19 protein-coding genes are annotated in these 25,916 nt (G+C 71.7%); 17 read left to right on the top strand and 2 right to left on the bottom strand.

The features are described 5' to 3' along the window. The first annotated feature begins 41 nt into the window (after positions 1 to 41). From J8N05_RS34330 to J8N05_RS34260, 15 genes are all read left to right on the top strand, one after another. The gene (locus tag J8N05_RS34330; protein WP_210889631.1) at positions 42 to 581 is read left to right on the top strand and encodes an LOG family protein; all 540 of its coding nucleotides are present in this window, start codon (positions 42 to 44) and stop codon (positions 579 to 581) included. 17 nt (positions 582 to 598) lie between these two features. Next, positions 599 to 1,297, top strand: a complete 699-nt coding sequence (locus J8N05_RS34325; RefSeq protein ID WP_210890565.1) for an SDR family oxidoreductase — start codon at positions 599 to 601, stop codon at positions 1,295 to 1,297. A 67-nt stretch (positions 1,298 to 1,364) separates the two neighbouring features. Next, a complete protein-coding gene (locus tag J8N05_RS34320; protein WP_210889630.1) occupies positions 1,365 to 2,384 on the top strand; it encodes a methionine synthase in 1,020 nt (339 codons plus the stop codon). Positions 2,385 to 2,398: 14 nt separating this feature from the next. Next, the gene (gene ligA / locus J8N05_RS34315) at positions 2,399 to 4,609 is read left to right on the top strand and encodes an NAD-dependent DNA ligase LigA (protein WP_210890564.1); all 2,211 of its coding nucleotides are present in this window, start codon (positions 2,399 to 2,401) and stop codon (positions 4,607 to 4,609) included. A 262-nt stretch (positions 4,610 to 4,871) separates the two neighbouring features. Next, positions 4,872 to 7,196, top strand: coding sequence for a putative bifunctional diguanylate cyclase/phosphodiesterase (locus J8N05_RS34310; RefSeq protein ID WP_210889629.1), 2,325 nt, complete (start codon positions 4,872 to 4,874; stop codon positions 7,194 to 7,196). A gap of 193 nt (positions 7,197 to 7,389) precedes the next feature. Then, the gene (gene gatC, locus J8N05_RS34305; protein ID WP_015036350.1) at positions 7,390 to 7,686 is read left to right on the top strand and encodes an Asp-tRNA(Asn)/Glu-tRNA(Gln) amidotransferase subunit GatC; all 297 of its coding nucleotides are present in this window, start codon (positions 7,390 to 7,392) and stop codon (positions 7,684 to 7,686) included. A 5-nt stretch (positions 7,687 to 7,691) separates the two neighbouring features. After that, positions 7,692 to 9,197 carry an Asp-tRNA(Asn)/Glu-tRNA(Gln) amidotransferase subunit GatA gene (gene gatA / locus J8N05_RS34300; RefSeq protein WP_210889628.1) on the top strand — a complete coding sequence of 502 codons (1,506 nt, stop codon included), beginning with the start codon at positions 7,692 to 7,694 and terminating at the stop codon, positions 9,195 to 9,197. Positions 9,198 to 9,202: 5 nt separating this feature from the next. Further along, positions 9,203 to 9,436, top strand: a complete 234-nt coding sequence (locus tag J8N05_RS34295; protein WP_210889627.1) for a hypothetical protein — start codon at positions 9,203 to 9,205, stop codon at positions 9,434 to 9,436. 16 nt (positions 9,437 to 9,452) lie between these two features. Continuing rightward, a complete protein-coding gene (gene gatB / locus J8N05_RS34290; protein ID WP_210889626.1) occupies positions 9,453 to 10,964 on the top strand; it encodes an Asp-tRNA(Asn)/Glu-tRNA(Gln) amidotransferase subunit GatB in 1,512 nt (503 codons plus the stop codon). A 428-nt stretch (positions 10,965 to 11,392) separates the two neighbouring features. Beyond that, entirely contained in the window at positions 11,393 to 13,714 is a 2,322-nt protein-coding gene (locus tag J8N05_RS34285; RefSeq protein WP_210889624.1) for an MMPL family transporter, read from the top strand. Then, positions 13,692 to 14,282: a GNAT family N-acetyltransferase gene (locus tag J8N05_RS34280; RefSeq protein ID WP_210889623.1), complete on the top strand. Its 591-nt coding sequence runs from the start codon at positions 13,692 to 13,694 to the stop codon at positions 14,280 to 14,282. The genes J8N05_RS34285 and J8N05_RS34280 overlap by 23 nt, the downstream gene beginning before the upstream one ends. 52 nt (positions 14,283 to 14,334) lie before the next feature. Next, positions 14,335 to 14,991, top strand: coding sequence for a hypothetical protein (locus J8N05_RS34275; RefSeq protein ID WP_210889622.1), 657 nt, complete (start codon positions 14,335 to 14,337; stop codon positions 14,989 to 14,991). Between the two features lie 209 nt (positions 14,992 to 15,200). Next, positions 15,201 to 15,395 (top strand): hypothetical protein, encoded by a 195-nt coding sequence (locus J8N05_RS34270; RefSeq protein ID WP_210889621.1) that lies wholly within the window; start codon positions 15,201 to 15,203, stop codon positions 15,393 to 15,395. A gap of 299 nt (positions 15,396 to 15,694) precedes the next feature. Continuing rightward, complete coding sequence (locus J8N05_RS34265; RefSeq protein ID WP_210890563.1) at positions 15,695 to 18,787, top strand: helix-turn-helix transcriptional regulator; 3,093 nt, start codon at positions 15,695 to 15,697, stop codon at positions 18,785 to 18,787. Positions 18,788 to 18,840: 53 nt separating this feature from the next. Then, positions 18,841 to 19,077: a DUF6191 domain-containing protein gene (locus tag J8N05_RS34260; RefSeq protein ID WP_210889620.1), complete on the top strand. Its 237-nt coding sequence runs from the start codon at positions 18,841 to 18,843 to the stop codon at positions 19,075 to 19,077. Positions 19,078 to 19,111: 34 nt separating this feature from the next. Here the strand turns inward: J8N05_RS34260 and J8N05_RS34255 are convergent, their stop codons facing one another. Together J8N05_RS34255 and J8N05_RS34250 are read right to left on the bottom strand one after the other, a co-directional pair. Further along, positions 19,112 to 20,260, bottom strand: coding sequence for a PQQ-dependent sugar dehydrogenase (locus J8N05_RS34255; RefSeq protein ID WP_210889619.1), 1,149 nt, complete (start codon positions 20,258 to 20,260; stop codon positions 19,112 to 19,114). A gap of 164 nt (positions 20,261 to 20,424) precedes the next feature. After that, positions 20,425 to 21,438 (bottom strand): aldo/keto reductase, encoded by a 1,014-nt coding sequence (locus J8N05_RS34250; RefSeq protein WP_210890562.1) that lies wholly within the window; start codon positions 21,436 to 21,438, stop codon positions 20,425 to 20,427. Between the two features lie 75 nt (positions 21,439 to 21,513). On the opposite strand from J8N05_RS34250, the gene J8N05_RS34245 reads away from it, so the two are divergent. Beyond that, a complete protein-coding gene (locus J8N05_RS34245; protein WP_210889617.1) occupies positions 21,514 to 22,455 on the top strand; it encodes a 2-hydroxyacid dehydrogenase in 942 nt (313 codons plus the stop codon). A 463-nt stretch (positions 22,456 to 22,918) separates the two neighbouring features. Then, positions 22,919 to 25,852 carry a putative bifunctional diguanylate cyclase/phosphodiesterase gene (locus J8N05_RS34240; protein ID WP_210889615.1) on the top strand — a complete coding sequence of 978 codons (2,934 nt, stop codon included), beginning with the start codon at positions 22,919 to 22,921 and terminating at the stop codon, positions 25,850 to 25,852. The last annotated feature ends 64 nt before the right edge of the window (positions 25,853 to 25,916 follow it).

Raw genomic sequence — 25,916 nt, 5'->3', positions numbered from 1 at the left:
ACGACTGGGACGACCCGTGGCGCGACCCGTAAATTGAGCGCATGAACATCTGTGTCTTCCTCTCCGCCGCCGAGCTCGACGAGCGCTACACCCGGCCCGCCCGCGAGTTCGCCGAACTGCTCGGCAAGGGCGGACACACGCTCGTGTGGGGCGGTTCCGACGTCGGGCTCATGAAGGTCGTCGCCGACGGCGTGCAGGAGGCGGGCGGGCGGCTCGTGGGCGTCTCCGTGGAGTTCCTGTCGGCGAAGGCGCGCCCCGGTGCCGACGAGATGATCGTCGCGCGGGATCTCGCGGAGCGAAAAGCGCTTCTTCTTGAGAACGCCGACGCCGTCGTCATCATGGTCGGCGGGACGGGCACCCTCGACGAGGCCACCGAGATCCTGGAGCTGAAGAAGCACGGGCACACCGACAAGCCGGTCGTGCTGCTCAACACCGCCGGCTTCTACGACGGGTTGAAGGAGCAGTTCCTGCGCATGGAGGCCGAGGGATTCCTGCCCGTGCCGCTCACCGATCTGGTGTTCTTCGCGGAAGAGGCCGTGGGCGCGCTCGCCTATCTGGAGGAGAGCCGCGGCACGCAGTGAGCACGCGTGCTGCGAGCATGGCGGGCATGGCTACTCATGTGATCACCGGAGCCGGCTCCGGCATCGGCGCGGCCGTCGCCCGCCGCCTCCACGCGCGCGGGGACGACCTCGTGCTCCACGCGCGCGACGCGGGCCGCGCGAAGGAACTGGCCGCCGAGTTCCCCGGCGCCCGGACCCTCGTCGGCGACCTCGCGGACCCGGACCGGCTGTCCTGGGCGTTCTCCCACCAGACACTGCCCGACCGGGTGGACTCGCTCCTGCACATCGCGGGCGTCATCGACCTCGGCAGGGTCGGCGACCTCACCCCGAAGGCCTGGCGCCGTCAGCTCGACGTCAATCTGCTCTCGCCCGCCGAGCTGACCCGCCACTTCCTGCCCCAACTGCGGCTCGCACAGGGGCATGTGGTCTTCGTGAACTCCGGTTCCGGACTCAACGCCTACGCCGACTGGTCCGCGTACGCCGCCTCCAAGCACGGTCTGAAGGCCCTCGCCGACTCCCTGCGGCACGAGGAGCACGCGAACGGGGTCAGGGTCACCTCCGTCTATCCGGGGCGCACCGCGAGCGCCATGCAGGCCAAGGTGCACCAGCAGGAGGGCAAGGAGTACGACCCGTCGAAGTGGATCGACCCCGAGTCCGTCGCGACGACCCTCGTCATGGCGCTCGACCTGCCGAAGGACGCCGAGGTCAACGACCTGACGGTACGCCCCGGCCGCTGACCCGGCCCGGGCGTTCACCCTGCCTCCCGCGGGCCCCGGGCCCCCGCCCGTTCCGTAGGCTTCCCGGGTGAGCGAAAAAAGCGAGTTCAGGCCCGGCCCCGCCACCGGCATCGGGTCGATGCCGGGCGGGGACGCCCGGGAGACCGCCAAGAGCGTGACCGGGACCTTCGAGGGCCCCGGGACGGGCATGCCGTACCTGGCGGAACTGCCCGCCCGCGGCCCCGGCGCGGACATGATCGGCCGGACCGCGGGGATGCTCGCCGAGCTGTACGCGCGCGTGGAGCCCAGCGGCTGGCGGCTCGGGGACCGGCCGGGCCGCGACACCAAGCGGGCCAGATCCTGGCTCGGCGAGGACCTCGACGCCCTGGAGGAGTTCACCCAGGGCTACGAAGGGCCGCTGAAGGTGCAGGCCGTCGGACCCTGGACGCTCGCGGCGGCCCTGGAGCTGCACAACGGCGAGGTCGCGCTCTCCGACCCAGGAGCCTGCCGCGACCTCGCCGGATCGCTCGCCGAGGGGCTGCGCGAACACCTCGCCGACGTACGCCGCCGTGTCCCCGGCGCCGAGATCGTCCTGCAGCTCGACGAACCCTCGCTCATCGCCGTCCTGCGCGGCCAGGTGCGGTCCGCGAGCGGCTACCGCACCCACCGGGCCGTGGACCGGCAGCTCGTCGAGGCGACCCTGCGCGAGGTGATCGGCGTGCAGGAGGGCGGGCCCTCCGTCGTGCACTCGTGCGCCCCCGACGTGCCGTTCGCGCTGCTGCGCAGGGCCGGGGCGACCGGCGTCTCCTTCGACTTCGCACTCCTCACCGAACGTGACGACGACGTCATCGGGGAGGCGGTGGAGGCGGGGACCCGGCTCTTCGCCGGTGTCGTGGCGGGCACGGACGGTCCGTTGTCGGACCCTGCCGGTAGCGTCATGGGTGTCAGGACGCTGTGGCGCAGGCTGGGGCTGAGTCCGGGGCTTCTCACGGACGCGGTCACGCTCACCCCGTCGTGCGGACTCGCGGGCGCCTCTCCCGAGTACGCGCGCAGGGCGCTCGCCCACTGCGTCCGGGCGGCGAGATCCCTCGCGGACAACCCAGAGTGACGGAGGACGACACGGTGGCCGGCGACAAGGACGCACAGACGGCTTCGGCTTCGGCTGCGGGGCCCGCGCCCAGCGAGGCACGGGAGAAGCACGCGCAGCTCGCTGAGCAGATCGAGGAGCACCGCTTCCGGTACTACGTGAAGGACGCGCCGGTCGTCAGCGACGCGGACTTCGACAAGCTCCTGCGCGCCCTGGAGGCCGTGGAGGAGGAGTATCCCGAACTGCGCACCCCGGACTCGCCGACCCAGAAGGTGGCGGGGGCGTACGCGACGGAGTTCACGGCCGTCCAGCACGCCGAGCGCATGCTCTCCCTGGACAACGCCTTCGACGACGAGGAGCTGGCCGCCTGGGCGGACCGCCTCGCCAAGGAGGTCGGCACGTCCGCGTACCACTTCCTGTGCGAGCTGAAGGTCGACGGCCTCGCGGTCAACCTCACGTACGAGCACGGGCGTCTCACGCGCGCGGCGACCCGCGGCGACGGCCGCACGGGCGAGGACATCACGCCGAACGTCCGGACGATCGCGGAGATCCCCGACCGCCTCCAGGGCGAGCGCATCCCCGACCTCGTGGAGATCCGCGGCGAGGTCTACTTCCCGATGGAGAAGTTCGAGGAGCTCAACGCCCGCCTGGTGGAGGCCGGTGACAAGCCCTTCGCCAACCCGCGCAACGCGGCGGCGGGTTCACTGCGCCAGAAGGACCCCCGCGTCACCGCCACCCGCCCGCTGCACATGGTGGTGCACGGCATCGGCGCGCGCGAGGGCTTCGACATCGACTGCCTCTCGCACGCGTACGACCTGCTGCACGAGTGGGGTCTGCCGACGACCCGCTACGGCAAGGTCGTCGACGACCTCGACGGCGTCCGGGAGTTCATCGCCTTCTACGGAGAGAACCGCCACTCCGTGGAGCACGAGATCGACGGCGTCGTCGTCAAGCTCGACGAGATCCCCCTCCAGGGCCGCCTCGGCTCGACCTCCCGCGCCCCGCGCTGGGCGATCGCGTGGAAGTACGCGCCGGAGGAGGTCAACACCAGGCTGGTCAACATCCGGGTGGGCGTGGGCCGCACCGGCCGCGTCACTCCGTACGCGCAGGTGGAACCCGTCACGGTGGCCGGTTCCGAGGTCGAGTTCGCGACCCTGCACAACCAGGACGTGGTCAAGGCCAAGGGCGTCCTCATCGGGGACACGGTGGTGCTGCGCAAGGCCGGTGACGTCATCCCCGAGATCCTCGGACCGGTCGTCGACCTGCGCGACGGCAGCGAGCGGGAGTTCGTGATGCCCGCCGAGTGCCCCGAGTGCGGCACACCGCTGGCGCCCGCCAAGGAGGGCGACATCGACCTGCGCTGCCCGAACGGCCGCACCTGCCCGGCCCAGCTGCGCGAGCGCCTCTTCTACCTCGGCGGCCGCAAGTCCCTGGACATCGAGAACTTCGGTTACGTGGCCGCCGCCGCGCTCACCAAGCCGCTGGAGCCCGCTCAGCCGCCCCTGGGGGACGAGGGCGACCTCTTCGACCTCACCATCGAGCAGCTGCTGCCCATCAGGGCGTACGTCCTCGACCAGGACAGCGGACTGCCCAAGCGGGACCCGAAGACGGGCGAGGAGAAGATCGCCACGGTCTTCGCCAACCAGGAGGGCGCGCCCAGGAAGAACGCCCTCGCGATGCTGGACAACATCGCCGCGGCGAAGGAGCGCCCGCTGGCCCGGATCATCACGGGCCTGTCCATCCGGCACGTGGGTCCCGTCGCGGCCGAGGCCCTGGCCCGTGAGTTCCGCTCGATCGACCGCATCGAGCAGGCCACGGAGGAGGAACTCGCCGCCGTGGAGGGCGTCGGGCCCACCATCGCCGCCTCGCTGAAGCAGTGGTTCGCGGTCGACTGGCACCAGGAGATCCTCCGCAAGTGGAAGGCCGCCGGCGTCCGCATGGAGGAGGAGGGCTCCGGCGAGGACGAGGGGCCCCGCCCGCTCGCGGGACTGACCGTGGTGGTCACCGGCACGCTGGAACGTCACACCCGCGACGGAGCGAAAGAGGCACTACAGAGCCGCGGGGCGAAAGTGACCGGTTCTGTTTCGAAGAAGACGGCGTTCGTCGTCGTAGGTGACAATCCTGGATCGAAGTACGACAAGGCCATGCAGCTCAAAGTGCCGGTTCTGAACGAGGACGGTTTCGCCGTTCTGCTCGAACAAGGACCGGAGGCAGCGGCGGAAGCGACACTTCCGATCGAGGAGTAGCGGTTGAAGACCACCCGTTCGGCGCATACCAGATGCATAGGGGCGGCCGTGTCGCATTCGGGCAACCGTAGACGACCGCTGCCCTTAGGAGCCTTCTGCGGCCTACTGTTGAGGTCTGCGCCTGCCGTGCCCAGCTGCGGTCGGGGCACCCCCTTGCTCTTCAGGAGTCGGGGGAAGGGTTTTTCAGACGCGGAGCCGTTGAGGGACTGATCGTGCGTCGGGCCGCGTGGCGTGGGCACCGCCGGCCGTGAGAGGGACGGGAATGGAACCGACCGAGAGCGCCGCCCCGGACTCACGGCTGCGCCCACGCTGGATGACCGGCGTGCGGCGATGGGGGCACCCCTTGCTGGAGCGAAGCCGGGAGTTCGGGGCGGGCCTCGGCGTCACCAGGCCCGCGGAGCGGTCCGGCGTGCCGGGGGCCCCGGGGTCGCCGGGGTACGCCGCCGGACAGCACACCGGTACGGACGGACCCGGTTCGGGCCGGTTCACCGCCGTCCCCGGCTCCCCGGCCCAGCTGCCCGGCCAGGAGACCGACCGGCAGCCGGCCTGGCCCGCGCTGCCCACGGCGGTCGTCGTGGCCGCCGCGGCCGTGCTGGGCGCGGGGTTCTACCGCGCCTTCACCGGCCACCACTCGCTCTTTCCGTCCGGCTCGGCCGGCTGGGCGCTGGCCGTGCTCGTCGGCGTCATCGTCGGCCACCTGGTCGCGCTGGGCCGCTCCCGCTGGTGGGGCGGCACGGGCTCCGGAGCGGCCCTCACCCTCGCCGTCCTGCTGCTGTACGGCTGGGTGCCGGCCGGAATGGTCAGCCTCACCGTCGTCGTGCTCGTCGGCATAGCCCGCCGGCACCGCTGGCGCCAGGGCATCCTGCACGGCGCGGTGGACATCCTCGGCATCGGCGCGGGGGCGCTGGTGCTGGCCGCGTTCGGCCGGGTGCCGTCCGTCGAGACGCCCTGGAAACCGGAGACCTGGACCGTTCTCACCGTGCCTCAGGTGGTGTTGGCGGCCGGGGCGTATCTCGTCGTGAGCCGCGCGCTGCTCTGGTACCTCCACGCGCCCCGCACGCCGGGACTGCCCACCGTCGCCCGCACGGCCCTGGTCAGACAGGGGCTCGTGGCCGTCGCGCTGCTCGGTATCGCTCCGCTGATCTGCGTGGTCGCCGTCGCCCTCCCCGCGCTCCTGCCGCTCTTCGCCGTGCCCCTCATCGCTCTCGACTCCACGCTCTGGATAGCGCGGGCCCGGGCCGAGGAGCAACTGCGTGATCCCCTCACGGGTCTGCCCAACCGGCAGTGGCTGCTCGAACGGACCTGGCGGGCGCTCGACGACGCCGAACGGATCGGTGCGCGTTCCGCTCTGATGCTGATCGACCTCGACCGCTTCCGGTCCGTGAACGACACCCTCGGACATCTCGCCGGCGACCGGCTGCTGTTGCAGATAGCGGACCGGCTGCGGATCGCCCTGCCGCGCGGGGCGGAGGCCGCGCGGCTGGGCGGGGACGAGTTCGCCGTACTGCTGCCCATCGCCGACTCGACGACCTCGGCGACGCGGGTCGCCCGCGGCCTCGTGACCGCGCTCGGCTCGCCGCTCGACCTCGACGGGCTGACGCTCGTGCTGGAGGCAAGCGCCGGGCTCGCCGTCTTCCCCGACCACGCGTTGGACGCGGAGGGCCTGCTGCGGCGGGCGGACGTCGCGATGTACCAGGCGAAGCGGGACCGTACGGGGGTGGAGGTCTACGAGTCCAAGCGCGACTCCAACACCCCCGACCGGCTCGGACTGCTGGGCGATCTGCGGCGGGCGCTCGACGCGGGGGACGTCCAGCTGCACTACCAGCCGAAGGTGCGCTTCGACGGGCAGGTCGCGGGACTTGAGGCGCTCGTACGATGGGTGCATCCCGAGCGCGGGAAGGTGCCGCCGGACGAGTTCATAGCCATCGCCGAGTCGTCCGGACTGATGCCGCACCTGACCGAGTACGTCCTGGAGGCGGCGCTCGCGCAGGTGGCGCGCTGGCGTGCCCAGGGGCTTCGGGTGCCGGTCGCCGTGAACGTGTCGCCCCGGGACGTGCACACCCCCGGCTTCGCGGGATCGGTGGCCGCGCGGCTCGCCCGGCACGGCGTCCCCGCGGGGGCGCTGCAGCTGGAGATCACCGAACACGTCCTGCTGGAGGACCCGCAGCGGGCCGCGGACACCCTCGCCGCGCTGACCGCGCACGGCGTGAAGATGTCCCTCGACGACTTCGGGACCGGGTACTCGTCGCTGGTGCATCTGCGGCGGCTGCCGGTGAGCGAGCTGAAGATCGACCGCTCGTTCGTGGCGCGGCTCGCGGTGGACACGGAGGACGCGGAGATCGTGCGCTGCACGGTGGACCTCGCGCATTCGCTCGGGCTGCTCGTCGTCGCGGAGGGCGTCGAGGACGACGAGACGTGGGAGCGGTTGCGGGACCTCGGGTGCGACGCGGTGCAGGGGTGGCTCGTGGCCGCGGCGATGCCTCCGGAGGAGGCCACGGCGTGGTTGCTGGCGCGGGGGTCGCGGGGGTGGCAGCGGCCTGCCGCCGCGTTGCCTGCGGCGTCGCCCGCGGCCGGCTCGGACGAGTAGAGATCTTTTCCCGCCCGCCCGCCCGTCCGTGGCGGGCATCTCGACGGGTGGGCGTTTCCCGTGGGGGTTTCGCGTCGTCGGCGGCCGTCCGTTCCCGCCCGCCCGGGCGCCGGGAGAAACCGATGTACGGGGATCTCGTCGTGCCCCATAGGATTGGGGCTCACCACACGCACTCACCCCTGAGGATCGCTGCATGCCTGGCATCACGCGCGAGGAGGTCGCCCACCTCGCCCGGCTGGCGCGTCTGGAGCTGAAGGGCGAAGAGCTCGACCACTTCGCCGGCCAGCTCGACGACATCATCGGCGCGGTCGCCCGCGTCAGCGAGGTCGCCGACCAAGACGTACCGCCGACCTCCCACCCGCTGCCGCTGACGAACGTCATGCGCGCGGACGAGGTCCGTCCGTCGCTCACCCCCGAGCAGGCGCTCTCCGGCGCCCCGGCCCAGGAGCAGCAGCGTTTCAAGGTGCCGCAGATCCTGGGGGAGGACTAATCACCATGACGGACAGCAACGTCAACATCATCAAGCTCACCGCCGCCGAGATCGCCGCCGCGATCGCCTCCGGCGAGCTGACCGCCGTCGAGGTCACCGAGGCGCACCTCGCGCGCATCGGCGCCGTCGACGAGAAGGTGCACGCCTTCCTGCACGTCGACCGGGAAGGGGCGCTCGCCCAGGCCCGCGCGGTCGACGAGAAGCGGGCGCGGGGCGAGAAGCTCGGCCCGCTGGCCGGCGTACCCCTCGCGCTCAAGGACATCTTCACCACCAAGGGCATCCCGACCACCGTCGGGTCCAAGATGCTCGAAGGCTGGATCCCGCCCTACGACGCCACGGTCACCGCGCGGCTCAAGGCGGCCGACGTCGTCATCCTCGGCAAGACCAACATGGACGAGTTCGCCATGGGGTCCTCCACCGAGAACAGCGCGTACGGGCCGACCGGCAACCCCTGGGACCTGTCCCGCATCCCCGGCGGCTCCGGCGGCGGTTCGTCCGCGGCCCTCGCCTCCTACCAGGCGCCCCTTGCGATCGGCACGGACACCGGCGGCTCCATCCGCCAGCCCGCCGCCGTCACCGGCACGGTCGGCGTGAAGCCGACGTACGGCGGGGTGTCCCGGTACGGCATGGTGGCGTTCTCGTCCTCCCTCGACCAGGGCGGGCCCTGCGCCCGTACCGTGCTCGACGCGGCCCTGCTGCACGAGGTCATCGCCGGACACGACCCGATGGACTCGACCTCCGTCGACGAGCCGGTCCCGGCCGTCGTCGAGGCCGCCCGCAACGGCAGCGTGGACGGCATGCGCGTCGGCGTCGTCAAGCAGTTCCGCGGCGAGGGCTACCAGGCCGGTGTCGTGCAGCGCTTCGACGAGTCGGTCGCGCTCCTGAAGGAACTGGGCGCCGAGATCGTCGAACTGGACTGCCCGTCCTTCGACCTGGCCCTGTCGGCGTACTACCTGATCGCGCCGTCCGAGTGTTCGAGCAACCTCGCCCGGTTCGACGGCCTGCGCTACGGCCTGCGCATCGGTGACGACGGCACGCGCTCCGCCGAGGAGGTCACCGCCCTCACCCGCGAGGCGGGCTTCGGCGACGAGGTCAAGCGCCGCATCATGCTCGGCACGTACGCGCTCAGCTCCGGCTACTACGACGCGTACTACGGCAGTGCCCAGAAGGTCCGTACGCTCATCACGCGGGACTTCGAGAAGGCGTTCGAGCAGGTCGACGTGATCGTCTCGCCGACGACGCCGACCACCGCCTTCCCGATCGGCGAGCGCGCCGACGACCCGATGGCGATGTACCTCGCGGACCTGTGCACCATCCCGACCAACCTCGCGGGCAACGCCGCGATGTCGCTGCCCTGCGGCCTCGCACCCGAGGACAATCTGCCCGTCGGCCTCCAGATCATCGCGCCGGCCCTCAAGGACGACCGCCTGTACAAGGTGGGAGCCGCCGTCGAGGCCGCGTTCGTGGAACGCTGGGGCCACCCGTTGATCGAGGAGGCTCCGTCGCTGTGACCGCCATGGCCAAGAAGGCAAAGAACTTCAAGAAGTCGAAGACCGGGCTGTACGTGTCGCTCGGCAGTACCGCGTTCGGCGCGATCAGCGTCGCCAAGCAGATCAAGCTGGCCCGCAGCGACGGGGACACGCTGAGGCTGATCGACGCGACCGTGTCCGCCGCCGCCATCGTCACCGGCCTCGCCATCCTCTACCGGGAGCTCAAGCGCCTGGGCGACGACGACGTCCTGCTGGGCTGAGAGGGAAAGTTTCACCGTGACTGCCACGACTGACCTGGTGTCGTACGAGGACGCGCTGGCGTCGTACGACCCCGTCATGGGCCTCGAAGTCCATGTCGAACTCGGCACCAAGACCAAGATGTTCTGCGGCTGCTCCACCGAGCTGGGCGCCGAGCCCAACTCGCAGGCCTGCCCGACCTGTCTGGGCATGCCCGGCGCGCTGCCGGTCGTCAACGCGATCGGCGTCGAGTCCGCGATCAAGATCGGCCTCGCGCTGCACTGCGAGATCGCCGAATGGTGCCGCTTCGCCCGGAAGAACTACTTCTATCCGGACATGCCGAAGAACTTCCAGACCTCCCAGTACGACGAGCCGATCGCCTTCAACGGCTACCTCGACGTCCAGCTGGACGACGGCGAGATCTTCCGCGTGGAGATCGAGCGCGCCCACATGGAGGAGGACACCGGCAAGTCGCTGCACGTCGGCGGCGCGACGGGCCGTATCCACGGCGCCTCGCACTCGCTGCTCGACTACAACCGCGCCGGCATCCCGCTCATCGAGATCGTCACCAAGCCGATCGAGGGCGCGGGCGAGCGGGCCCCCGAGGTCGCCAAGGCGTACGTCGCCGAGCTGCGCGAGCTGATCAAGGCGCTCGGCGTCTCGGAAGCGCGCATGGAGCAGGGCCAGATGCGGTGCGACGTGAACCTGTCGCTGCGCCCGCACGGCCGGGAGAAGTTCGGTACGCGCAGCGAGACGAAGAACGTCAACTCGCTGCGGTCCGTGGAGCGTGCGGCCCGCTTCGAGATCCAGCGGCACGCCGCCGTGCTCAACGACGGCGGCACGATCATCCAGGAGACCCGCCACTTCCACGAGGACACGGGGTCGACGACCTCGGGGCGTGTGAAGGAGGAGGCCGAGGACTACCGGTACTTCCCGGAGCCCGACCTCGTGCCGGTCGCGCCGTCCCGCGAGTGGGTCGAGGAGCTGCGCGCGGGGCTGCCCGAGCAGCCGCTGGCCCGCCGCAACCGGCTGCGCGAGGAGTGGGGCGTCAACGCCCACGACATGCAGTCGATGCTCAACGCCGGGGCCATCGACCTCATCGTCGCCACGATCGCGGCGGGTGCCGACGCGGCCTCCGCTCGCAAGTGGTGGATGGGTGAGCTGGCGCGTGCGGCCAACGAGTCCGGGGTGGCCCTGGACTCTCTGGCCATCACGCCCGAGCAGGTCGCCCGGGTGGCCGCGCTGGTCGTCGAGGGGTCCCTCAACGACAAGCTGGCCCGGCAGGTCATCGACGGGGTCGTCAAGGGTGAGGGCACGCCGGACGAGGTCGTCGAGAAGCGCGGTCTGAAGGTCGTCTCGGACGAGGGTGCGCTGACGGCTGCCGTCGATGAGGCCATTGCCGGGAACCCCGGTGTCGCCGACAAGATTCGTGGCGGCAAGGTGGCTGCTGTCGGTGCGCTGGTGGGGGCCGTCATGAAGGCCACGCGGGGGCAGGCTGACGCGGCGCGGGTCAAGGAGCTGATCCTTGAGAAGCTTGGTGTCGAGGGCTAGCCCTCGGGCTGTTCTGTGCGGAAGGGCGTTGCACCTGGGGGTGCGGCGCCCTTCGGCGTTCCGCCGGCCGGGGCCTTGGGTGCGGGGCGGGGCGGTGCGTTGACGGGTGCGGGTGCGGGTGCGTCGTGGCTGGTCGCGCAGTTCCCCGCGCCCCTTGGGGGCTGCGCCCCCGAAAAGACTGCGCAGTTCCCCGCGCCCCTAGAGGCAACAGGCTCGCGCCGTTCCCTGTGCCTCTGAAGGCAACGAGCGTGTGCTGAGGGGCGACATAGTTCAGCGGATTGTCGTGTGAACTGTCTCGCACTCATGTGAGTAAGCCCATGAATGAGGCCAACGATCACTTTGGGCTGGAAGAGTGACAACGCATCGGTCATGCGTTCTTTGCGGGCAGTTCCCGATAAAGATCCACAAATCCCCCAGGGAGCTCGTCCGTGGCAGCCCTCGCACGTTGGTGTGTGCAGCACCGTCTCGTCGCCCTACTGCTCTGGCTCACCGCCCTCGGCGGAACCGCCACCGCCGCGCTCGTCGCCGGATCCGCGTACTCGAACGACTACCAGGTGCCGGGCACCGAGTCGGGACGGGCCGCCGAACTGCTCCAGGAGAACTTCCCCGGCCTCGGCGGCGACGGCGACACCGTCGTCTGGCACTCCACCCCGGGTACGGTCCGCGCCGCCGACGTCGAACAGACCATGACCCTCACCCTCGACCGGATCGCCGCCCTGCCGGGGGTGGCCGCGGTCGTCAGCCCCTACGAGGGTTCCGGCGGCGAGGGGCCCGGTTCCGGGCAGATCAGCGGCGACGGGCGTACCGCCTACGCCACAGTGATCTTCGACGAGCCGGCCGAGGACATCGACCGGGGCGAGGCCGCGGCCGTCGTCGCCGCCGCGAAGGCGGCCGGAACCGACGGGCTCCAGGTCGAGCTGGGCGGCCAGGCCGTCGCCCTCACCGAGTCCTCCGGCGGACACCTCGCCGAGATCGTCGGCGTGGCCGTCGCCGCCGTGGTCCTCTTCCTCGCCTTCGGCTCCCTCGCCGCCTCGGCCCTGCCCATCGCGACGGCCCTGGTGAGCGTCGGCACCGCGTACGCGGGAATCGTGCTGCTCGGGCATGTGATGACCGTCGCCGACTTCGCGCCCATGCTCGGGCTGCTGATCGGGCTGGGCGTCGGCATCGACTACGCGCTGTTCATCGTGACCAGGCACCGCCGCGGTCTCAAGCGCGGCCTTCCCGTCGAGGAGGCCGCCCGCAACGCGGTGGCCACCACCGGGCGCGCGGTCGTCTTCGCGGGCGCCACCGTCTGCATCGCCCTGCTGGGCATGCTCATCCTGCGGCTCGGCTTCCTGAACGGCGTCGCGATCGCCGCCTCACTCACCGTGGTCCTCACGGTCGCGGCCTCCGTCACCCTGCTGCCCGCGCTGCTCTCCTTCATCGGCATGCGCGCGCTCAGCCGCCGCGAACGCCGCCGGCTGGCCGAGCACGGACCCGAACCCGAGGTCCCCACCGGACTCGCCGCCCGCTGGTCCGCCTTCGTCGAACGGCACCCCAAGATCCTCGGCGGCGCCGCCCTCGCCGTCATGGCGCTGCTCGCGGTGCCGATGTTCTCGCTGCACCTGGGCACCTCCGACCAGGGCAACAACCCGTCGACGGCCACCACGCGACAGGCGTACGACCTGATCGCGGAGGGCTTCGGACCGGGCATGAACGGGCCGCTGACCCTCGTCACGCCCGTCACCGGCGCCCAGGACCGGCTCGCCCTCGACAACCTCGACGCCACGCTCCGGGCGACCGCGGGCGTCCGGGACGTGACCCCGGTGACGTTCGACGGCGACGGGGACACCGCCTACCTCACCGTCGTACCCGAGTCCTCACCGCAGTCCCGGCAGACCAGCGAACTCGTCGAGCACCTCCGTACGGACGTACTGCCGCGGGCCGGGACCGGCACCACGCTCGACCTCCAGGTCGGCGGCATCACCGCCGGATACGACGACTTCGCGGACGTCATCGTCGGCAAACTGCCGCTCTTCGTGGGCGTGGTGATCGGTCTGGGCTGCCTCCTGCTGCTGCTCGCCTTCCGGTCCGTCGGCATCCCGCTGAAGGCCGCCGCGATGAACGTCGCCGCCGTCGCCGCCTCCTTCGGGGTCGTCGTCGCGATCTTCCAGTGGGGCTGGGGGAGCGAACTGCTGGGCCTCGGCCGGGCCGGTCCGATCGAACCCTTCCTGCCCGTGATCATGGTCTCCGTGCTCTTCGGGCTCTCCATGGACTACCAGGTGTTCCTGGTCGGCAGGATGTACGAGGAGTGGCTGGAGACCGGTGACAACCGCCGGGCCGTCCGGGTGGGCCTCGCGGAGACCGGCCGGGTGATCAACTCCGCCGCCGTGATCATGATCTCGGTCTTCCTGGCCTTCGTGCTCAGCGGCGACCGTGTGATCTCGATGTTCGGCGTCGGGCTGGCCGCGGCCGTCGCCCTCGACGCGTTCGTGCTGCGTACGCTCCTGGTGCCCGCCCTCATGCACCTGCTCGGCGGCGCCAACTGGTGGCTGCCCGGCTGGCTCGACCGGCGCCTGCCGCGGCTCAGTATCGAGCCGCCGGAAATCCGTACCGCCGGTCCGGGCCGCCGTGCGACGATCCCCGGGGCGCGCGGCGACGCGCTCGTGGATGCGATGGGTGCGGCGGGCGCGGTGGACGCGCCGGCGGACGTACCCGTGGCGGTACTCGTGAAGGAGCGACAGCAGGATGTACGCGATATCCCTGGGTGACGACGGCGCCGAACTGCGGCCCCTGGAGCCGTGGCACGCGGACGAGTTCCTGGCTCATCTCGACCGCGGACGCGAGTTCGTCCAGCAGTACATCTCCTTCGGTTCGCGCGTCACGGACGCCGACTCCGCGCGCGAGCTGCTCCAGTCGTTCGCCGACAAGAAGGCCGCCGACACGGGCAGCCTGCACGGGGTGTGGCTGGACGGCCGGCTCGTCGGCGGTGTGCTCTTCCGCGTCTTCGACGCCGAGCACGGCGTCTGCGAGGTCGGCTGCTGGCTGGAGCCGGCGGCGTCGGGCCGCGGTCTGATCACGCGCGCGATCCGCGTCCTCATCGACTGGGCGGTCGACGTACGCGGCATCCACCGCGTGGAGTGGCACGCGGCGGCCGCCAACGTACCCAGCCTGAACGTGGCACGGCGGCTCGGCATGAGCCGCGAGGGCGTCCTGCGCGAGAACTGGCCCCACCGGGGCGTACGGCAGGACACGGAGGTGTGGTCGGTCCTCGCGCGGGAGTGGCGCGCCGCACGCGCGGCCGCCGCCGAACAAGGCGATCTGCCGACCCCCGCGTGAGGATCCTGGGATCTTAAAGAAATTCTCAGACAGCGTCCGTACGGTGCGGAGCATGGGAACCAAGACAGAGAACGAGGCCGGGATCGAGACCGGCACCGAGGCGCAGCGCGACGACGAGGCCGTGAAGCTCGGCAAGAGTGACGAGAAGGGCACCGGCGCCGCCGCCGGAGAGGTCGGAGAGGTCGAGGAGGTCGAGGCCGCCGACGGCCGGACCGGCTCCGAGAGCCCGGACGAGGACGATCTCGCCGATGAGGGCGACGGAGAGTCGGCGCAGGACGAGCAGGTCGTGGCCGCTGCGGGAACCGGTTCCGGTGTGGGCGCGGGCGCGGCCGCGGTCGTCTCCGCCGGACTGGGCATCGTCTCCCTGACCGGCAGCTGGGTCGGCACGATCGCGCAGGCGCGCGACTCGCTCTACGGCCAGCTGGAGACCGCGCAGGGCTCGCCCGTCGCCACCCAGATCAAGCAGGTGTACGCCGACTCCTGGAACGCCAACGCCCTGGTCGCCGGCTTCTTCGCGCTGGCCGCGCTGATCGTCGGTGTCGTGGTGCTGGTCAGGCCCGCGTTCGGCAACCCGGACCGGATCCCCGCCCAGTCCCCGTGGGTCAAGTCCGTCGCCTGGGCCGGTGTCTCGCTCGGCGTCATCGGCCTGCTGCTGGCCGCGCTCAAGTACTCCGACGTCCTCCTCGGCATGCCGACGACCACCGGCTGACCGACCGCACGTACGCACGGAACCGCACGTCCTGAGGGGCCTTAGTTCCGCCGTGAGCCACTCACGGCGGAACTAAGGCCCCTCGTGCGTTCACAATGCGGAACTCTCCCGATGTGGCGCACCCCCCTCGGAGACGAAGGTTGAGGCATCGCGAACGAGCGAGGCCGACGGCGACCTTCCGCCGGTCACTTCTTCCCGAGGGGTACGAGATGTTCGAGTACGAGCTCCAGCAGATCCGTTCCGCGGAGCTGATCCGCGCCGCCGACAACTACCGCATGGCCCGCGAGGCCGCCCGCACCCGTCGTGCCGCCCGCCGCGAGGCCGCGCGATCCGGCCACGACGACGGCGAGGGGCGGGTGAACGGCCACCGCTCCCGTCGGCCCCGGTTCGCGCGCGCCGCATGAACGCCGGGGCGTCACGGGGCGGCCGCACGGGGGTCGGCCGCCCCGAACGGAACGAGGGCACGGTGACCGCTCTCCCGGTCACGGACCCGCCCTCGACGACCACGGGCCCGTCCGCCACCGCGGCCGGGCCCGAGGCCGTGTCCGCCCCTCGGACGGCCGGGTCCCGGACAGGCGGAATCGACGCCGCGGCCGGGTCCCGGACAGGCGGAATCGACGCCGTGGCCGGGTCCCGGACAGGCGGAACCGACGCCGTGGCAGGGCCCCGGATAACCAGTGACGCCGTGTCCGACCCCTGTGCGATGCTCGGCGCTGTGGAGACCAGGTCCGTCAGTCCGGTCTTCGTCGGCCGGGCCGACGAGCTGGACGTACTGAACGACGCGCTCGCCCGCGCCACCGCGGGCGAGCCGCAGGCGCTGCTCCTCGGCGGTGAGGCCGGCGTCGGAAAGACCCGGCTCATCGAGGAGTTCGCGACGGCCGCCTGCCGCGAGGGCGCCGTCGTGGCCGTCGGCGGCTGCGTCGAGATCGGCGCCGACGGACTGCCCTTCGCCCCCTTCTCCACCGCCCTGCGGGCCCTGCGCCGCCACCTGCCCGACGCACTGGCCGCGGCGTCCGCGGGCCAGGAGGAGGAACTGGCCCGGCTGCTGCCCGAGTTGGGGGAGACCACCCGCGGGCGGCACGACGAGGACGGCATGGCCCGCCTCTTCGAACTCACCGTCCGCCTCCTGGAACGCGTCGCCGCCGACCGCCCCGTCGTCGTCCTCCTGGAGGACCTGCACTGGGCGGACGCATCCACCCGCCACCTCCTCGCCTACCTCTTCCGCACCCTGCGCAGCGGCCATCTCCTCGTCGTCGCCACCTACCGCGCCGACGACATACACCGCCGCCACCCGCTGCGCCCGCTGCTCGCCGAACTCGACCGGCTGCGCACCGTCCGCCGGATCGAGCTGCGCCGCTTCACCCACGCCGAAGTCGCCCGCCAGATCGCCGGAATCTTCGGCTCCGAGCCCGACCCGGTCCAGGTCGACGACATCTTCGCCCGCTCCGACGGCAACGCCTTCTTCGTCGAGGAACTGGCCGTGGCCGCCCACGACGGCTGCGCCACCGGCCTCACCGACTCCCTGCGCGACCTGCTCCTCGTTCGCGTCGAGAGCCTGCCCGAGAGCTCCCAGCGGGTCGCCAGGATCGTCGCCGAGGGCGGGTCCACGGTCGAGTACCGGCTGCTCGCGGCCGTGGCCCGGCTCTCCGAGGACGACCTCATCGAGGCACTGCGGGCCGCCGTCGGCGCCAACATCCTCCTCGCGACACCCGACGGCGACGGCTACCGCTTCCGCCACTCCCTGGTGCGCGAGGCCGTCGGCGACGACCTGCTCCCCGGCGAACGCTCCCGCCTCAACCGCCGGTACGCGGAAGTCCTGGAGGCGGATCCCTCGCTGGTCCCGGCGGCCGGCGAGCGCGCCGCCCGGCTGGCCAGCCACTGGTACCACGCGCACGACGCCGCCAAGGCCCTGCCCGCCGTCCTCGACGCCTCCGTCGCGGCCCGCCGCCGGCACGCCTACTCGGAGCAGGTACGGCTCCTGGAACGGGCGATGGAACTGTGGGACACGGCCCCCGAGGCCGTACGCGCCGCACTGCGCACCGCCGACTACAGCGAGGCCTATCCGCCGGCACTGCCCGAGGTGCGCGGCGGGAGCGCCGACGGCCGCGATCCGGCCACCACCCCGCTGCACTATCTCGACCTCATGGCCGAGGCCGCCGTGGCGGGCCGGTTCTGCGGGGAACGCAAGCGCGCGCTGAAGATAACCAAGCGGGCCCTGCACCTCCTGGAGGACGAGCACGACCCGCTGCGCGCCGCCTGGTTCTGGATCCAGCGCTCCCGTCTCGTCGAGGGACAGGGCCTCGGCGACGGCTGGCGGGAACTCGGCACCGCGCAGGACCTCGTCCGGGGACTGCCGCCCTCCGAGGTGCACGCCGACGTCCTCGCCCACGTCGCCAACTGGCTGATGGTGCACCGGCCCGGCCCGGACGCGCTCCAGGCCGCCGAACGCGCCGTGCAGTACGCCCGCATGGTCGGAGCCCGCGACATCGAGCTGAACGCCCGCCTCACGCTGGGCGGACTCCTGGTCGAATCCGGCGACATCGGCGCCGGCCTAGCCGAGGTGCACGACGTCAAGGAACGGGCCACGGAACTCGGCGCCGCCTACGTGATGGGCCGCGCCCATGTGAACCTGCCCTCCCACCTGGAGGGCGTCGGCCGCTCCCAGGAGGCCGTCGGCATCCTGGAGGAAGGCGTCCGGCTCACCCGCCGATACGGCCTGCTGGACACCGAGGCCTGGGTCTGGGGCAACCTCGGCGAGTCCCTCTTCTCGCTGGGCCGCTGGCCCGAGGCCGCCGAAGCCGGCTACAACTCGGAGCGCGTCGGCCAGAGCGCCAAACCCCGGGGCTTCCGCACCATGCTCCACGCCCGCCTCGAACTGGCCAGGGGCGACCTGCCCACCGCACGCGCCCGACTGACCGAGGCCCGCAGGCACTTCGGCACCCACGACGCCGTGCCCCAGAACGCGCTGCCCCTGACCACCCTCGCGATCGGCATCGCCGCGGGGGAGGGCCGCCTCCTCGACGCCCGCACGGAACTGGACGAAGCACTGAGCCTCGGCTTCCCGCCGGGCACCCAGCGCTACGGCTGGCCCCTGCTGCTCGCCGCGGCGACCGCGGAGGCCGACGCCCGCGGACTGCCCGCCGCCGAACCGGGCCGCGCCGAACTCGTCGAGCGCCTGCGCACGACCGCCAAGTCCCTCACCACGAACGTGCCCGTATGGCAGGCGTACGAGCGCTGGGTACGCGTCGAACTGCTGCGGACCGAGAGCCGGGACACCCCGGACGACTGGTCCGAGGTCGTCGCGGCCTTCGAACCGCTGGAGCGCCCGTACGACCTGGCCCGCGTCCGCCACCGGCTCGCGGAGGCCCTGCTGGGCTCCGGCGGTACGGAGGAGGAGCGGGGCCGCGCCACCGAGCTGCTGCGGCTGGCCCGGGCCGTCGCCGACCACCTCGGCGCACGGCCGCTCGCCGACGCCGTCGCCCTGCTCGCACAGCGCGCCCGTCTCACCCTCGCCCGCTCACCCGGGCGGACGCCGCTCACGCCCGCCGATCCGGCCGAGGCGCTCGGCCTCACCAGCCGCGAGCGGGACGTCCTGCGCCTGGTGGCCGCCGGCCGCACCAACCGCCAGATCGCCGAGGAGCTCTTCATCTCCCCGAAGACCGCCAGCGTCCACGTCTCGAACATCCTGGCCAAGCTCGGCGTCTCCGGCCGGGGCGAGGCGGCGGCCGTCGCGCACCGGATGCGGCTGTTCCCGCCGGAGACGGCCGCCGCCCGCCCGACCGGACGAGCCGGCTGACTTCCACGAGGTGAGGTTTACGCTGTAAGAGACGCCGGGCCGAAGGAGCCGCTGTGTTCAACATGATCGAGAACCTCTTCGCACCGGGCCGCAAGCACACCGAGGACGAGAACAAGCGGCTGGAACTGACCCGCGTGGATCTCAACGACGGCGACCCCGGACGGGGCCCCATAGATCTGACCTCGGGCAAGGTGGTCGTGCGCCCGCCGACGCAGCCCACGGGGGAGCGGGACGGGCAGGACGGGGAGCACGAGCCGCAGGAGCGGGACGACCCGGAAGCTCCCGCCTAGGCGTCTCGCCTCACATCGCCTCGCCTCGCTTCCTTCACTTCACCTGCAGCTCCAGGATCCGGTCGTCCCCGTCGCCCGGGGTTCCCCGGCCGTCCGTCTCGCTGGTGACCAGCCACAGCTTGTCGCCGCCCGCCGACACCACCGTGCGCAGCCGGCCGTACTTGCCCTCCAGGAAGGCCTCGGGCTTCGCCGACTCCTCCGTGCCCTTGAGCGGGATGCGCCACAGCCGCTTGCCGCGCAGGCCCGCCATCCACACGGAGCCCTCCGCGTAGGCGATACCGCTGGGAGAGGCCTCGTCGGTGCTCCACTGGTCGATCGGGCTCTCGTACCGGGAGTCGTCGGACCTGCCCTCCACATTGGGCCAGCCGTAGTTGCCGCCCGGCTTGATGTGGTTCAGCTCGTCCCAGGTGTCCTGGCCGAACTCCGAGGCGAACAGCCGCTGCTTGGAGTCCCACGCCAGGCCCTGCACATTGCGGTGGCCGTACGAGTAGACGGGCGAGTCGAAGGGGTTGCCCGGTGCCGGTTCGCCCTCCGGGGTCAGACGGAGGATCTTGCCGCCCGTCGACTTCTTGTCCTGGGCCAGCTCGGTGACATAGGTCTCGCCCGTGCCCACGTACAGCATCTTGTCCGGGCCGAAGGCGATCCGGCCGCCGTTGTGGTTCGTGCCCTTGGGGATGCCCCGGAACACCGTGTCGGGAGCGCCCAGCCGCTCACCGGCCGGCCTCTTCGCGTCGTACTGCATGCGCACGATGCGGTTGTCCGAGTCCGAGGTGAAGTACGCGTAGACCATGTGGTCCGACGCGTACGTCGGGGACAGCGCCAGGCCCATCAGGCCGCCCTCGCCGCCGGGGGCGACCCCGGGCACCGAGCCGACCTCGGTCTTCTTGCCGGTCTTCTCGTCGACCAGGGTGATCGTCCCCTCGTCGCGCGAGGACACCAGGAGGCCGCCCTCGGGCAGCGGCGCCAGGCCCCAGGGCGTCTTGAGGCCCTCGGTGACGGTCCGCACGACCTTCACGGAGCCCTTGGCGGGCGGTGCCTCCTCGGCCGCCCGCTCGGAGGCCGGGGGCGAGGTGCCGGGCTTCGGAGAGACCCAGGGCGTGCTCCCGCCGTCCGAACTCCCCCCGTCGTCCGAGGAGCATCCGGCCGTCAGCAGGAGCGTGGCTGCGGCCAACACGGCCGTCACAGCTCGACGTTGCACGATGCGGGATCCCTTCGACGTGGCAGGTTCTACTTTTCATACACCGCCCGAGCCTCCCGGGTTCCCGATCACGGACACCGAATCACCGGGCCCCGCCCGAACCGGGCGATTCGGGGCCGGGAACCCGGCCCCCCGGGGGGCGATCCCGCTCAGTCCCAGGACCCCAGCGCCGCAGGCAGTTCCGCCACCTCGGCGAGATCCTCCGCCGTCAGCCGCAGCCCGGCCGCCGCCGCGTTCTCCGCCGCCCAGCACTCCCGCTTGGTCCCGGGCACCGGAACCACCTGCCGTCCGCGCGACAGCACCCACGCGAGAGCCACCTGCGCGGGAGTGACGTCCGCGCCGGGAGCCCCGGCCGAGTGGCGGGCGGCGATACGGCGCAGACCGACGACGATCGGCTGGTTCGCGGCCATCATCTCGGCGGTGAACCGGGGATGCCTGGCCCGCAGGTCGTCGGGTTCGAACCCCTCGCCGGGAGTGAGGGTCCCGGTCAGGAAGCCGTTGCCGAGCGGCATCGCGGCGAGGAAACCGACCCCGCGCGCCTCGCACCACGGCAGCAGGGTCTCCAGCGCCTCCGGCGACCACACCGACAACTCGGCCTGAACCGCGCTCACCGGGAAGACCTGCTGCACCCGCTCCAGCTTCCGTATCGTCCCGTCGTGCAGCCGCGCACCCGGCCTGCGGCCGGCCCGGGCGCCCACCGCGCACAGCCCCAGAGCCCGCACCTTCCCGGCCGAGACGAGCTCCGCCATCGCGCCCCAGGTCTCCTCGACCGGCACCTCCGGGTCCTCGCGGTGCAGTTGGTAGAGGTCTATGACATCCGTCTGCAGCCGGCGCAGCGAGGCGTCACATGCCCGTTTCACGTACCCGGGGCGGCCGTTGGCCACGATGTGCTGCTCACCCACCAGCAGGCCGACCTTGGTCGACACGAAGGCCTCCGCACGCCGCTCCTTGAGCGCCCGTCCCACCAGCAGCTCATTGGTGAACGGCCCATACATGTCGGCGGTGTCCAGGAGCGTGGCGCCCCGGTCGAGGGCCGCGTGCACGGTCCGCAGCGATTCGGCACCCCGCTGCCGCGAACCCGAGTACGCCCAGTTCATCGGCATGCACCCGAGACCGACAGCCCCCACTTCGAGCGCCGCCGCCCCGATCGTCCTGCGCTCCACCTGGCCGTGCCCTCCCTCTCCTGGCACCCCAAACTAACCTCTGCGTCCACGGGCGCTTCGCATAGCCTCCTGACCATGACGTACGAAGTGTGGCTCCCGTTTCACCCCGACGAACTCGAAGGCCTTCCCGAGGGCCTCGACTACCGCTACTGGAACGGTGAGGAGGACTTTCCCGCCGACCCCGCCGACTGCGCCTTCTACGTCGTGCCCTACATGAAGGGCGGTGACGTCTCCGTGCGGCCCCTGGCCGCGATGACCTCCGTGCAGGTCGTGCAGACCCTGTCGGCCGGCATCGACCACGTCCAGCCAGGCCTTGAATTGCTTCCCGAGGGAGTGCAGTTGTGCAACGCGCGCGGTGTGCACGACGCGAGCACCGCCGAACTCGCCCTCACCCTCATCCTCGCGTCACTGCGCGGCATCCCCGACTTCGTCCGCGGCCAGGACCGCGAGGAATGGCGGTCCGGGTTCCGTCCCGCGCTCGCGGACAAGAACGTTCTGATCGTCGGCTACGGAGCGGTGGGTTCGGCCGTCGAGGACCGGCTCGCGCCGTTCGAGCTCGCGCGGGTAGCGCGCGTCGCGCGCTCCGCACGTGAGACCGCGCGCGGCCCCGTGCATCCGATTTCCGCCCTGCGGGAGCTCCTGCCGGAAGCCGATGTGGTGGTGCTCATCACGCCGCTCACCGAGCAGACGAAAGGCCTGGCCGGAGCCGACTTCCTGGCCCGGATGAAGGACGGGGCGCTCCTGGTGAACGTGGCCCGCGGCGGTGTCGTCGACACCAAGGCGCTCCTCGCCGAGCTGGAGAGCGGCCGGCTCCGGGCGGCCCTGGACGTCACCGACCCCGAACCGCTGCCGCCGGGGCACCCCCTGTGGCACGCCCCGAACGTGCTCATCAGCCCTCATGTGGGCGGCCCCACCTCCGCGTTCCTCCCACGGGCCCGGCGGCTCCTCCTGGACCAGTTGAACCGCTTCGTGAACCGGGAGCCACTGCGGAACGTGGTCCTTACGACGGGCTCGTAGTCCTCCCCTCTCCCGTCCGGGCGCGCACGACGGGCACTCATGGGTACCCTCCGCATTCCGTCGAACGCGCGCCGTGTCCAATTCCTCCTCGGCCGTCACGGAGCGTAGAGGAACTATGTCCCTGAGTGACGAGACTGGTGTATCGTCCCGACAGGGGCTGCGCCACGCACCATCCGGCGCCGGGGACTGAGAGACAGCAACAGCGAGGGGGGCGACGGGCGATGCACGGCCTATGGACCAACGATCCGACGCGACGGGGCCGCCGACGGCGACCCTGGTGTCCGCCCGCGCGCAGATGCGGCCACAGCGGCCATCACCACCGCAGGCCGAGTGGTCGCAGGCGCCACGGTCATCCGGGGCACCGGGACCAGAGGGACTCGGGGGCGGCTCGGCCCGGAGAGACACAGTGAGCTCCCCGGGGGCGGTGCTCGCCCGCGGTCAAGTCACCGGGGGCGGGACGGGTATGGTCCCGCAACTCGTGCTCGCCCTGATGTGCGCGGGATACGCCGTCGGTTCCGCGCTCGGCTGGGGCTCACCACGACTGGCCCTGATCATGGGCGACTTCGGGCTGGGCGCGGCGGCCGCCACCGCGGCCGTCTCCTGCTTCCTCTGCGCCCGCACCCGGCGCAGCCGCTTTCGACCCGCATGGCTGCTCTTCTCGCTCTCCTCCGCGATGGCGGCGGTGGGCAACCTCGTCTGGGGCTGGTACGAGGTCGTCCTGCAGAGCCCGGTGCCCAGCCCCAGCTGGGCCGACCTGTTCTTCCTGTGCTTCGCCCCACCGGCCATCGTGGGACTGCTCGTCCTCGCCAAACGGCCGGTGAGCAAGGCCGGCTGGGTCTGCCTCGGACTCGACGCCTGGCTGATCGGCGGCTCGCTGCTGACGCTCTCCTGGAGTCTCGCGCTCGCCCAGGCGGCCAGGGCGGAGGAGCCGAGCGTCCCCCACACCGCGCTGTCGCTCGCGTATCCGCTGCTCGACATCGCTCTCGTGAGCATGGTGCTCGCACTGCACTTCAGGCGGTCGGCGGTGAACCGCTCCGCGGTGAACACCGCGATCGGGGCACTCGCCCTGACGGTGATGTGTGACGCCCTGTTCACCTCACCGCTGCTCCACAACGACTACCGCTCAGGGCAGTTGCTCGACGCGGGCTGGTTCGCCGGCTCACTGCTGCTCGCCTACGCCCCCTGGGTGGGGCAGGGGCACGGACACACGGAAGATAAGGGGCACACGCGCGTGGTGTACGGCCATGTGCCCGGGCCCCGGCAGGGACAACCGGCACACGTGCCCCTCCAGGAGGGAGGTCACAGCCGGTATCCCCTCGGTCGGCCCATCAGCAGTTCGCTGGCGGCGCTCACCCCCTACCTGGCCGCCGCCGTCTGCACGCTGGGGATTCTCTACAACGTGCTCAACGGCCGCAGCGTCGACCGCGTGGTGCTCGTCACCGGGGGCACGGTCGTGCTCGCCCTCGTCGTGCGCCAGGGCATCATGCTCGTCGACAACATCACGCTCACCCATGAACTGGCGCAGAAGGAGAACCACTTCCGCTCCCTGGTGCAGGGCTCCAGCGACGTCATCATGATCGCCGCACCGAACGGCATCCTGCGGTACGTCAGTCCGGCCGCGGCCGGGGTCTACGGACGGCCCGCCGAGGAACTGGTCGGGTCCGAACTCGCCATGCTGATCCACCCGGAGGACCTCGGCTGCGTGGTGCACGAGGTGCGCCGCTTCCTCGCCGCCGACCCCGCGGAGGAACCCACCACCCGCATCGAGTGCCGCTTCCGCTCCGGCGGGGGCACCTCCCGATCGGGCGGAGCCGAGAGCGGGGGAGGCTGGCTCAACGTCGAGTCGACCGTCAACCGCCACCACGGCGGCCTCATCTTCAACAGCCGCGACGTCACCGAACGGGTGCGCCTGCAGGCCCAGTTGCAGCACAACGCCGAACACGACCCGCTCACCGACCTGCCCAACCGCGCCCTGTTCACCAAGCGCGTCGGACAGGCGCTCTCCGGCCGCCGCTCCTCCGACCACGGCACCGCCGTGCTCTTCATCGACCTCGACGGCTTCAAGGCGGTCAACGACACCATCGGCCACCAGGCCGGTGACGAACTCCTCGTCCAGGCCGCCCGCAGGCTCCAGGACGCGGTCCGCAAGGGGGACACCGCCTCCCGGCTCGGCGGCGACGAGTTCGCCGCCCTGATCGTCGGCGACGGCTCCCGCGACCGCACCGCGCGCGAGCGCCACATCTTCGAACTCGCCGACCGGCTGCGTACGACCCTGTCGCAGCCGTACCTCATCGACGGCAACGATGTCCGGGTCGCCGCCTCCATCGGGGTGTCCTTCTCCGAGCCGGGCCTGGGCGCCGGCGAACTGCTGCGCAATGCCGACCTGGCGATGTACCGCGCGAAGGCGGCCGGCAAGGGCCGCGTCGAGCTGTACGTGCCGCAGATGCAGCAGGACGTCGTCCGCAAGGCGGAGCTGGCCACCAGGCTGCGCGCCGCCCTGCACGACGGCGAGTTCGCCCTGCTGCACCAGCCCGTGGTCTGCCTGGACACCGGCCGGATCACCGCGGTGGCCGCGCAGGCGCGCTGGCGCTCGGCCCAGGGGGTGCTGTTCACGCCCGCCGAGTTCCTGCGCGTCGCCGAGGACAGCGACCGCACCGCCGAACTCGGCCGCTGGATGCTGGAGGAAGCGGTCGAACAGGCCGCCGAGCGCGCGGCCACCGGGCTCGCCGTGCCCGTGGCCGTCCGGATGACCGCCCGCAGACTCCTCGACCGGTCCATGCCGCTGAGTTCCGTGGAGGCGCTGCTCACCCGGCACGGACTGCCCTCCGGCGCCCTGATCGTGGAACTGGCCGAGACGGACCCCAAGGTCTCCCTGGACGAGCTGGAGCGCCGCCTGAAGACGCTCAGGCGGCTCGGCGTGCGGATCGCCCTGGAAGGCTTCGGCAGCGGCTACGCCACGATCACCGCGCTGCGCCGGCTCCCCGTGGACGTACTGAAACTGGACCGCGGTCTCGTCGAGGGCGTCGTCGAGTCCGCCCGGCTGCACAAGATCACCGGCGGACTGCTGCGGATCGCCAACGACCTGGGGCTGCAGTCCGTGGCCGACGGGGTGGATCTGCCCGAGCAGGTGATCGCCCTGCGCTCGATGGGCTGCACCCATGGACAGGGCGTGGCCTTCTCGGGACCGCTGGACGAGTACCGAATGCGCCGAGCCCTCGCCGGCGGTGTCTACAGCGTGCCCCACGGCCCCGTCGAGCCCGTCTTCGCGGGAGGTGGTGGCAGCGGCGTCTTCGCAGGTGGGGGCGTAAACGCGTACGCGGCGGGGGCCGCTTCGGGAGGGTATGGAACCGGTCTCGCGCTGCGCTCACATAATGAGACTCCCGTCCCACCCACTTGACACGCACAGCGTGCCGGGGGGAGGGTCTGTGCCATGCGCACCCGAATTCTCGTACTTGGAAAGC

The sequence above is a fragment of the Streptomyces liliiviolaceus genome (assembly GCF_018070025.1).
In the GTDB taxonomy this organism is placed as follows: Bacteria; Actinomycetota; Actinomycetes; order Streptomycetales; family Streptomycetaceae; genus Streptomyces; species Streptomyces liliiviolaceus.
Note: the sequence above shows the minus strand (reverse complement) of the source record. Positions and strands in the feature narration are given on the sequence as shown.

Coding starts and splice junctions, on each gene's coding strand:
- J8N05_RS34275 (WP_210889622.1), top strand. CDS start 14,335: ATGGGAACCAAGACAGAGAACGAGGCCGGGATCGAGACCGGCACCGAG.
- J8N05_RS34280 (WP_210889623.1), top strand. CDS start 13,692: ATGTACGCGATATCCCTGGGTGACGACGGCGCCGAACTGCGGCCCCTG.
- J8N05_RS34325 (WP_210890565.1), top strand. CDS start 599: ATGGCGGGCATGGCTACTCATGTGATCACCGGAGCCGGCTCCGGCATC.
- gatC (WP_015036350.1), top strand. CDS start 7,390: ATGCCTGGCATCACGCGCGAGGAGGTCGCCCACCTCGCCCGGCTGGCG.
- J8N05_RS34270 (WP_210889621.1), top strand. CDS start 15,201: ATGTTCGAGTACGAGCTCCAGCAGATCCGTTCCGCGGAGCTGATCCGC.
- J8N05_RS34240 (WP_210889615.1), top strand. CDS start 22,919: ATGGTCCCGCAACTCGTGCTCGCCCTGATGTGCGCGGGATACGCCGTC.
- J8N05_RS34295 (WP_210889627.1), top strand. CDS start 9,203: ATGGCCAAGAAGGCAAAGAACTTCAAGAAGTCGAAGACCGGGCTGTAC.
- J8N05_RS34330 (WP_210889631.1), top strand. CDS start 42: ATGAACATCTGTGTCTTCCTCTCCGCCGCCGAGCTCGACGAGCGCTAC.
- J8N05_RS34245 (WP_210889617.1), top strand. CDS start 21,514: ATGACGTACGAAGTGTGGCTCCCGTTTCACCCCGACGAACTCGAAGGC.
- gatA (WP_210889628.1), top strand. CDS start 7,692: ATGACGGACAGCAACGTCAACATCATCAAGCTCACCGCCGCCGAGATC.
- J8N05_RS34310 (WP_210889629.1), top strand. CDS start 4,872: ATGGAACCGACCGAGAGCGCCGCCCCGGACTCACGGCTGCGCCCACGC.
- J8N05_RS34265 (WP_210890563.1), top strand. CDS start 15,695: ATGCTCGGCGCTGTGGAGACCAGGTCCGTCAGTCCGGTCTTCGTCGGC.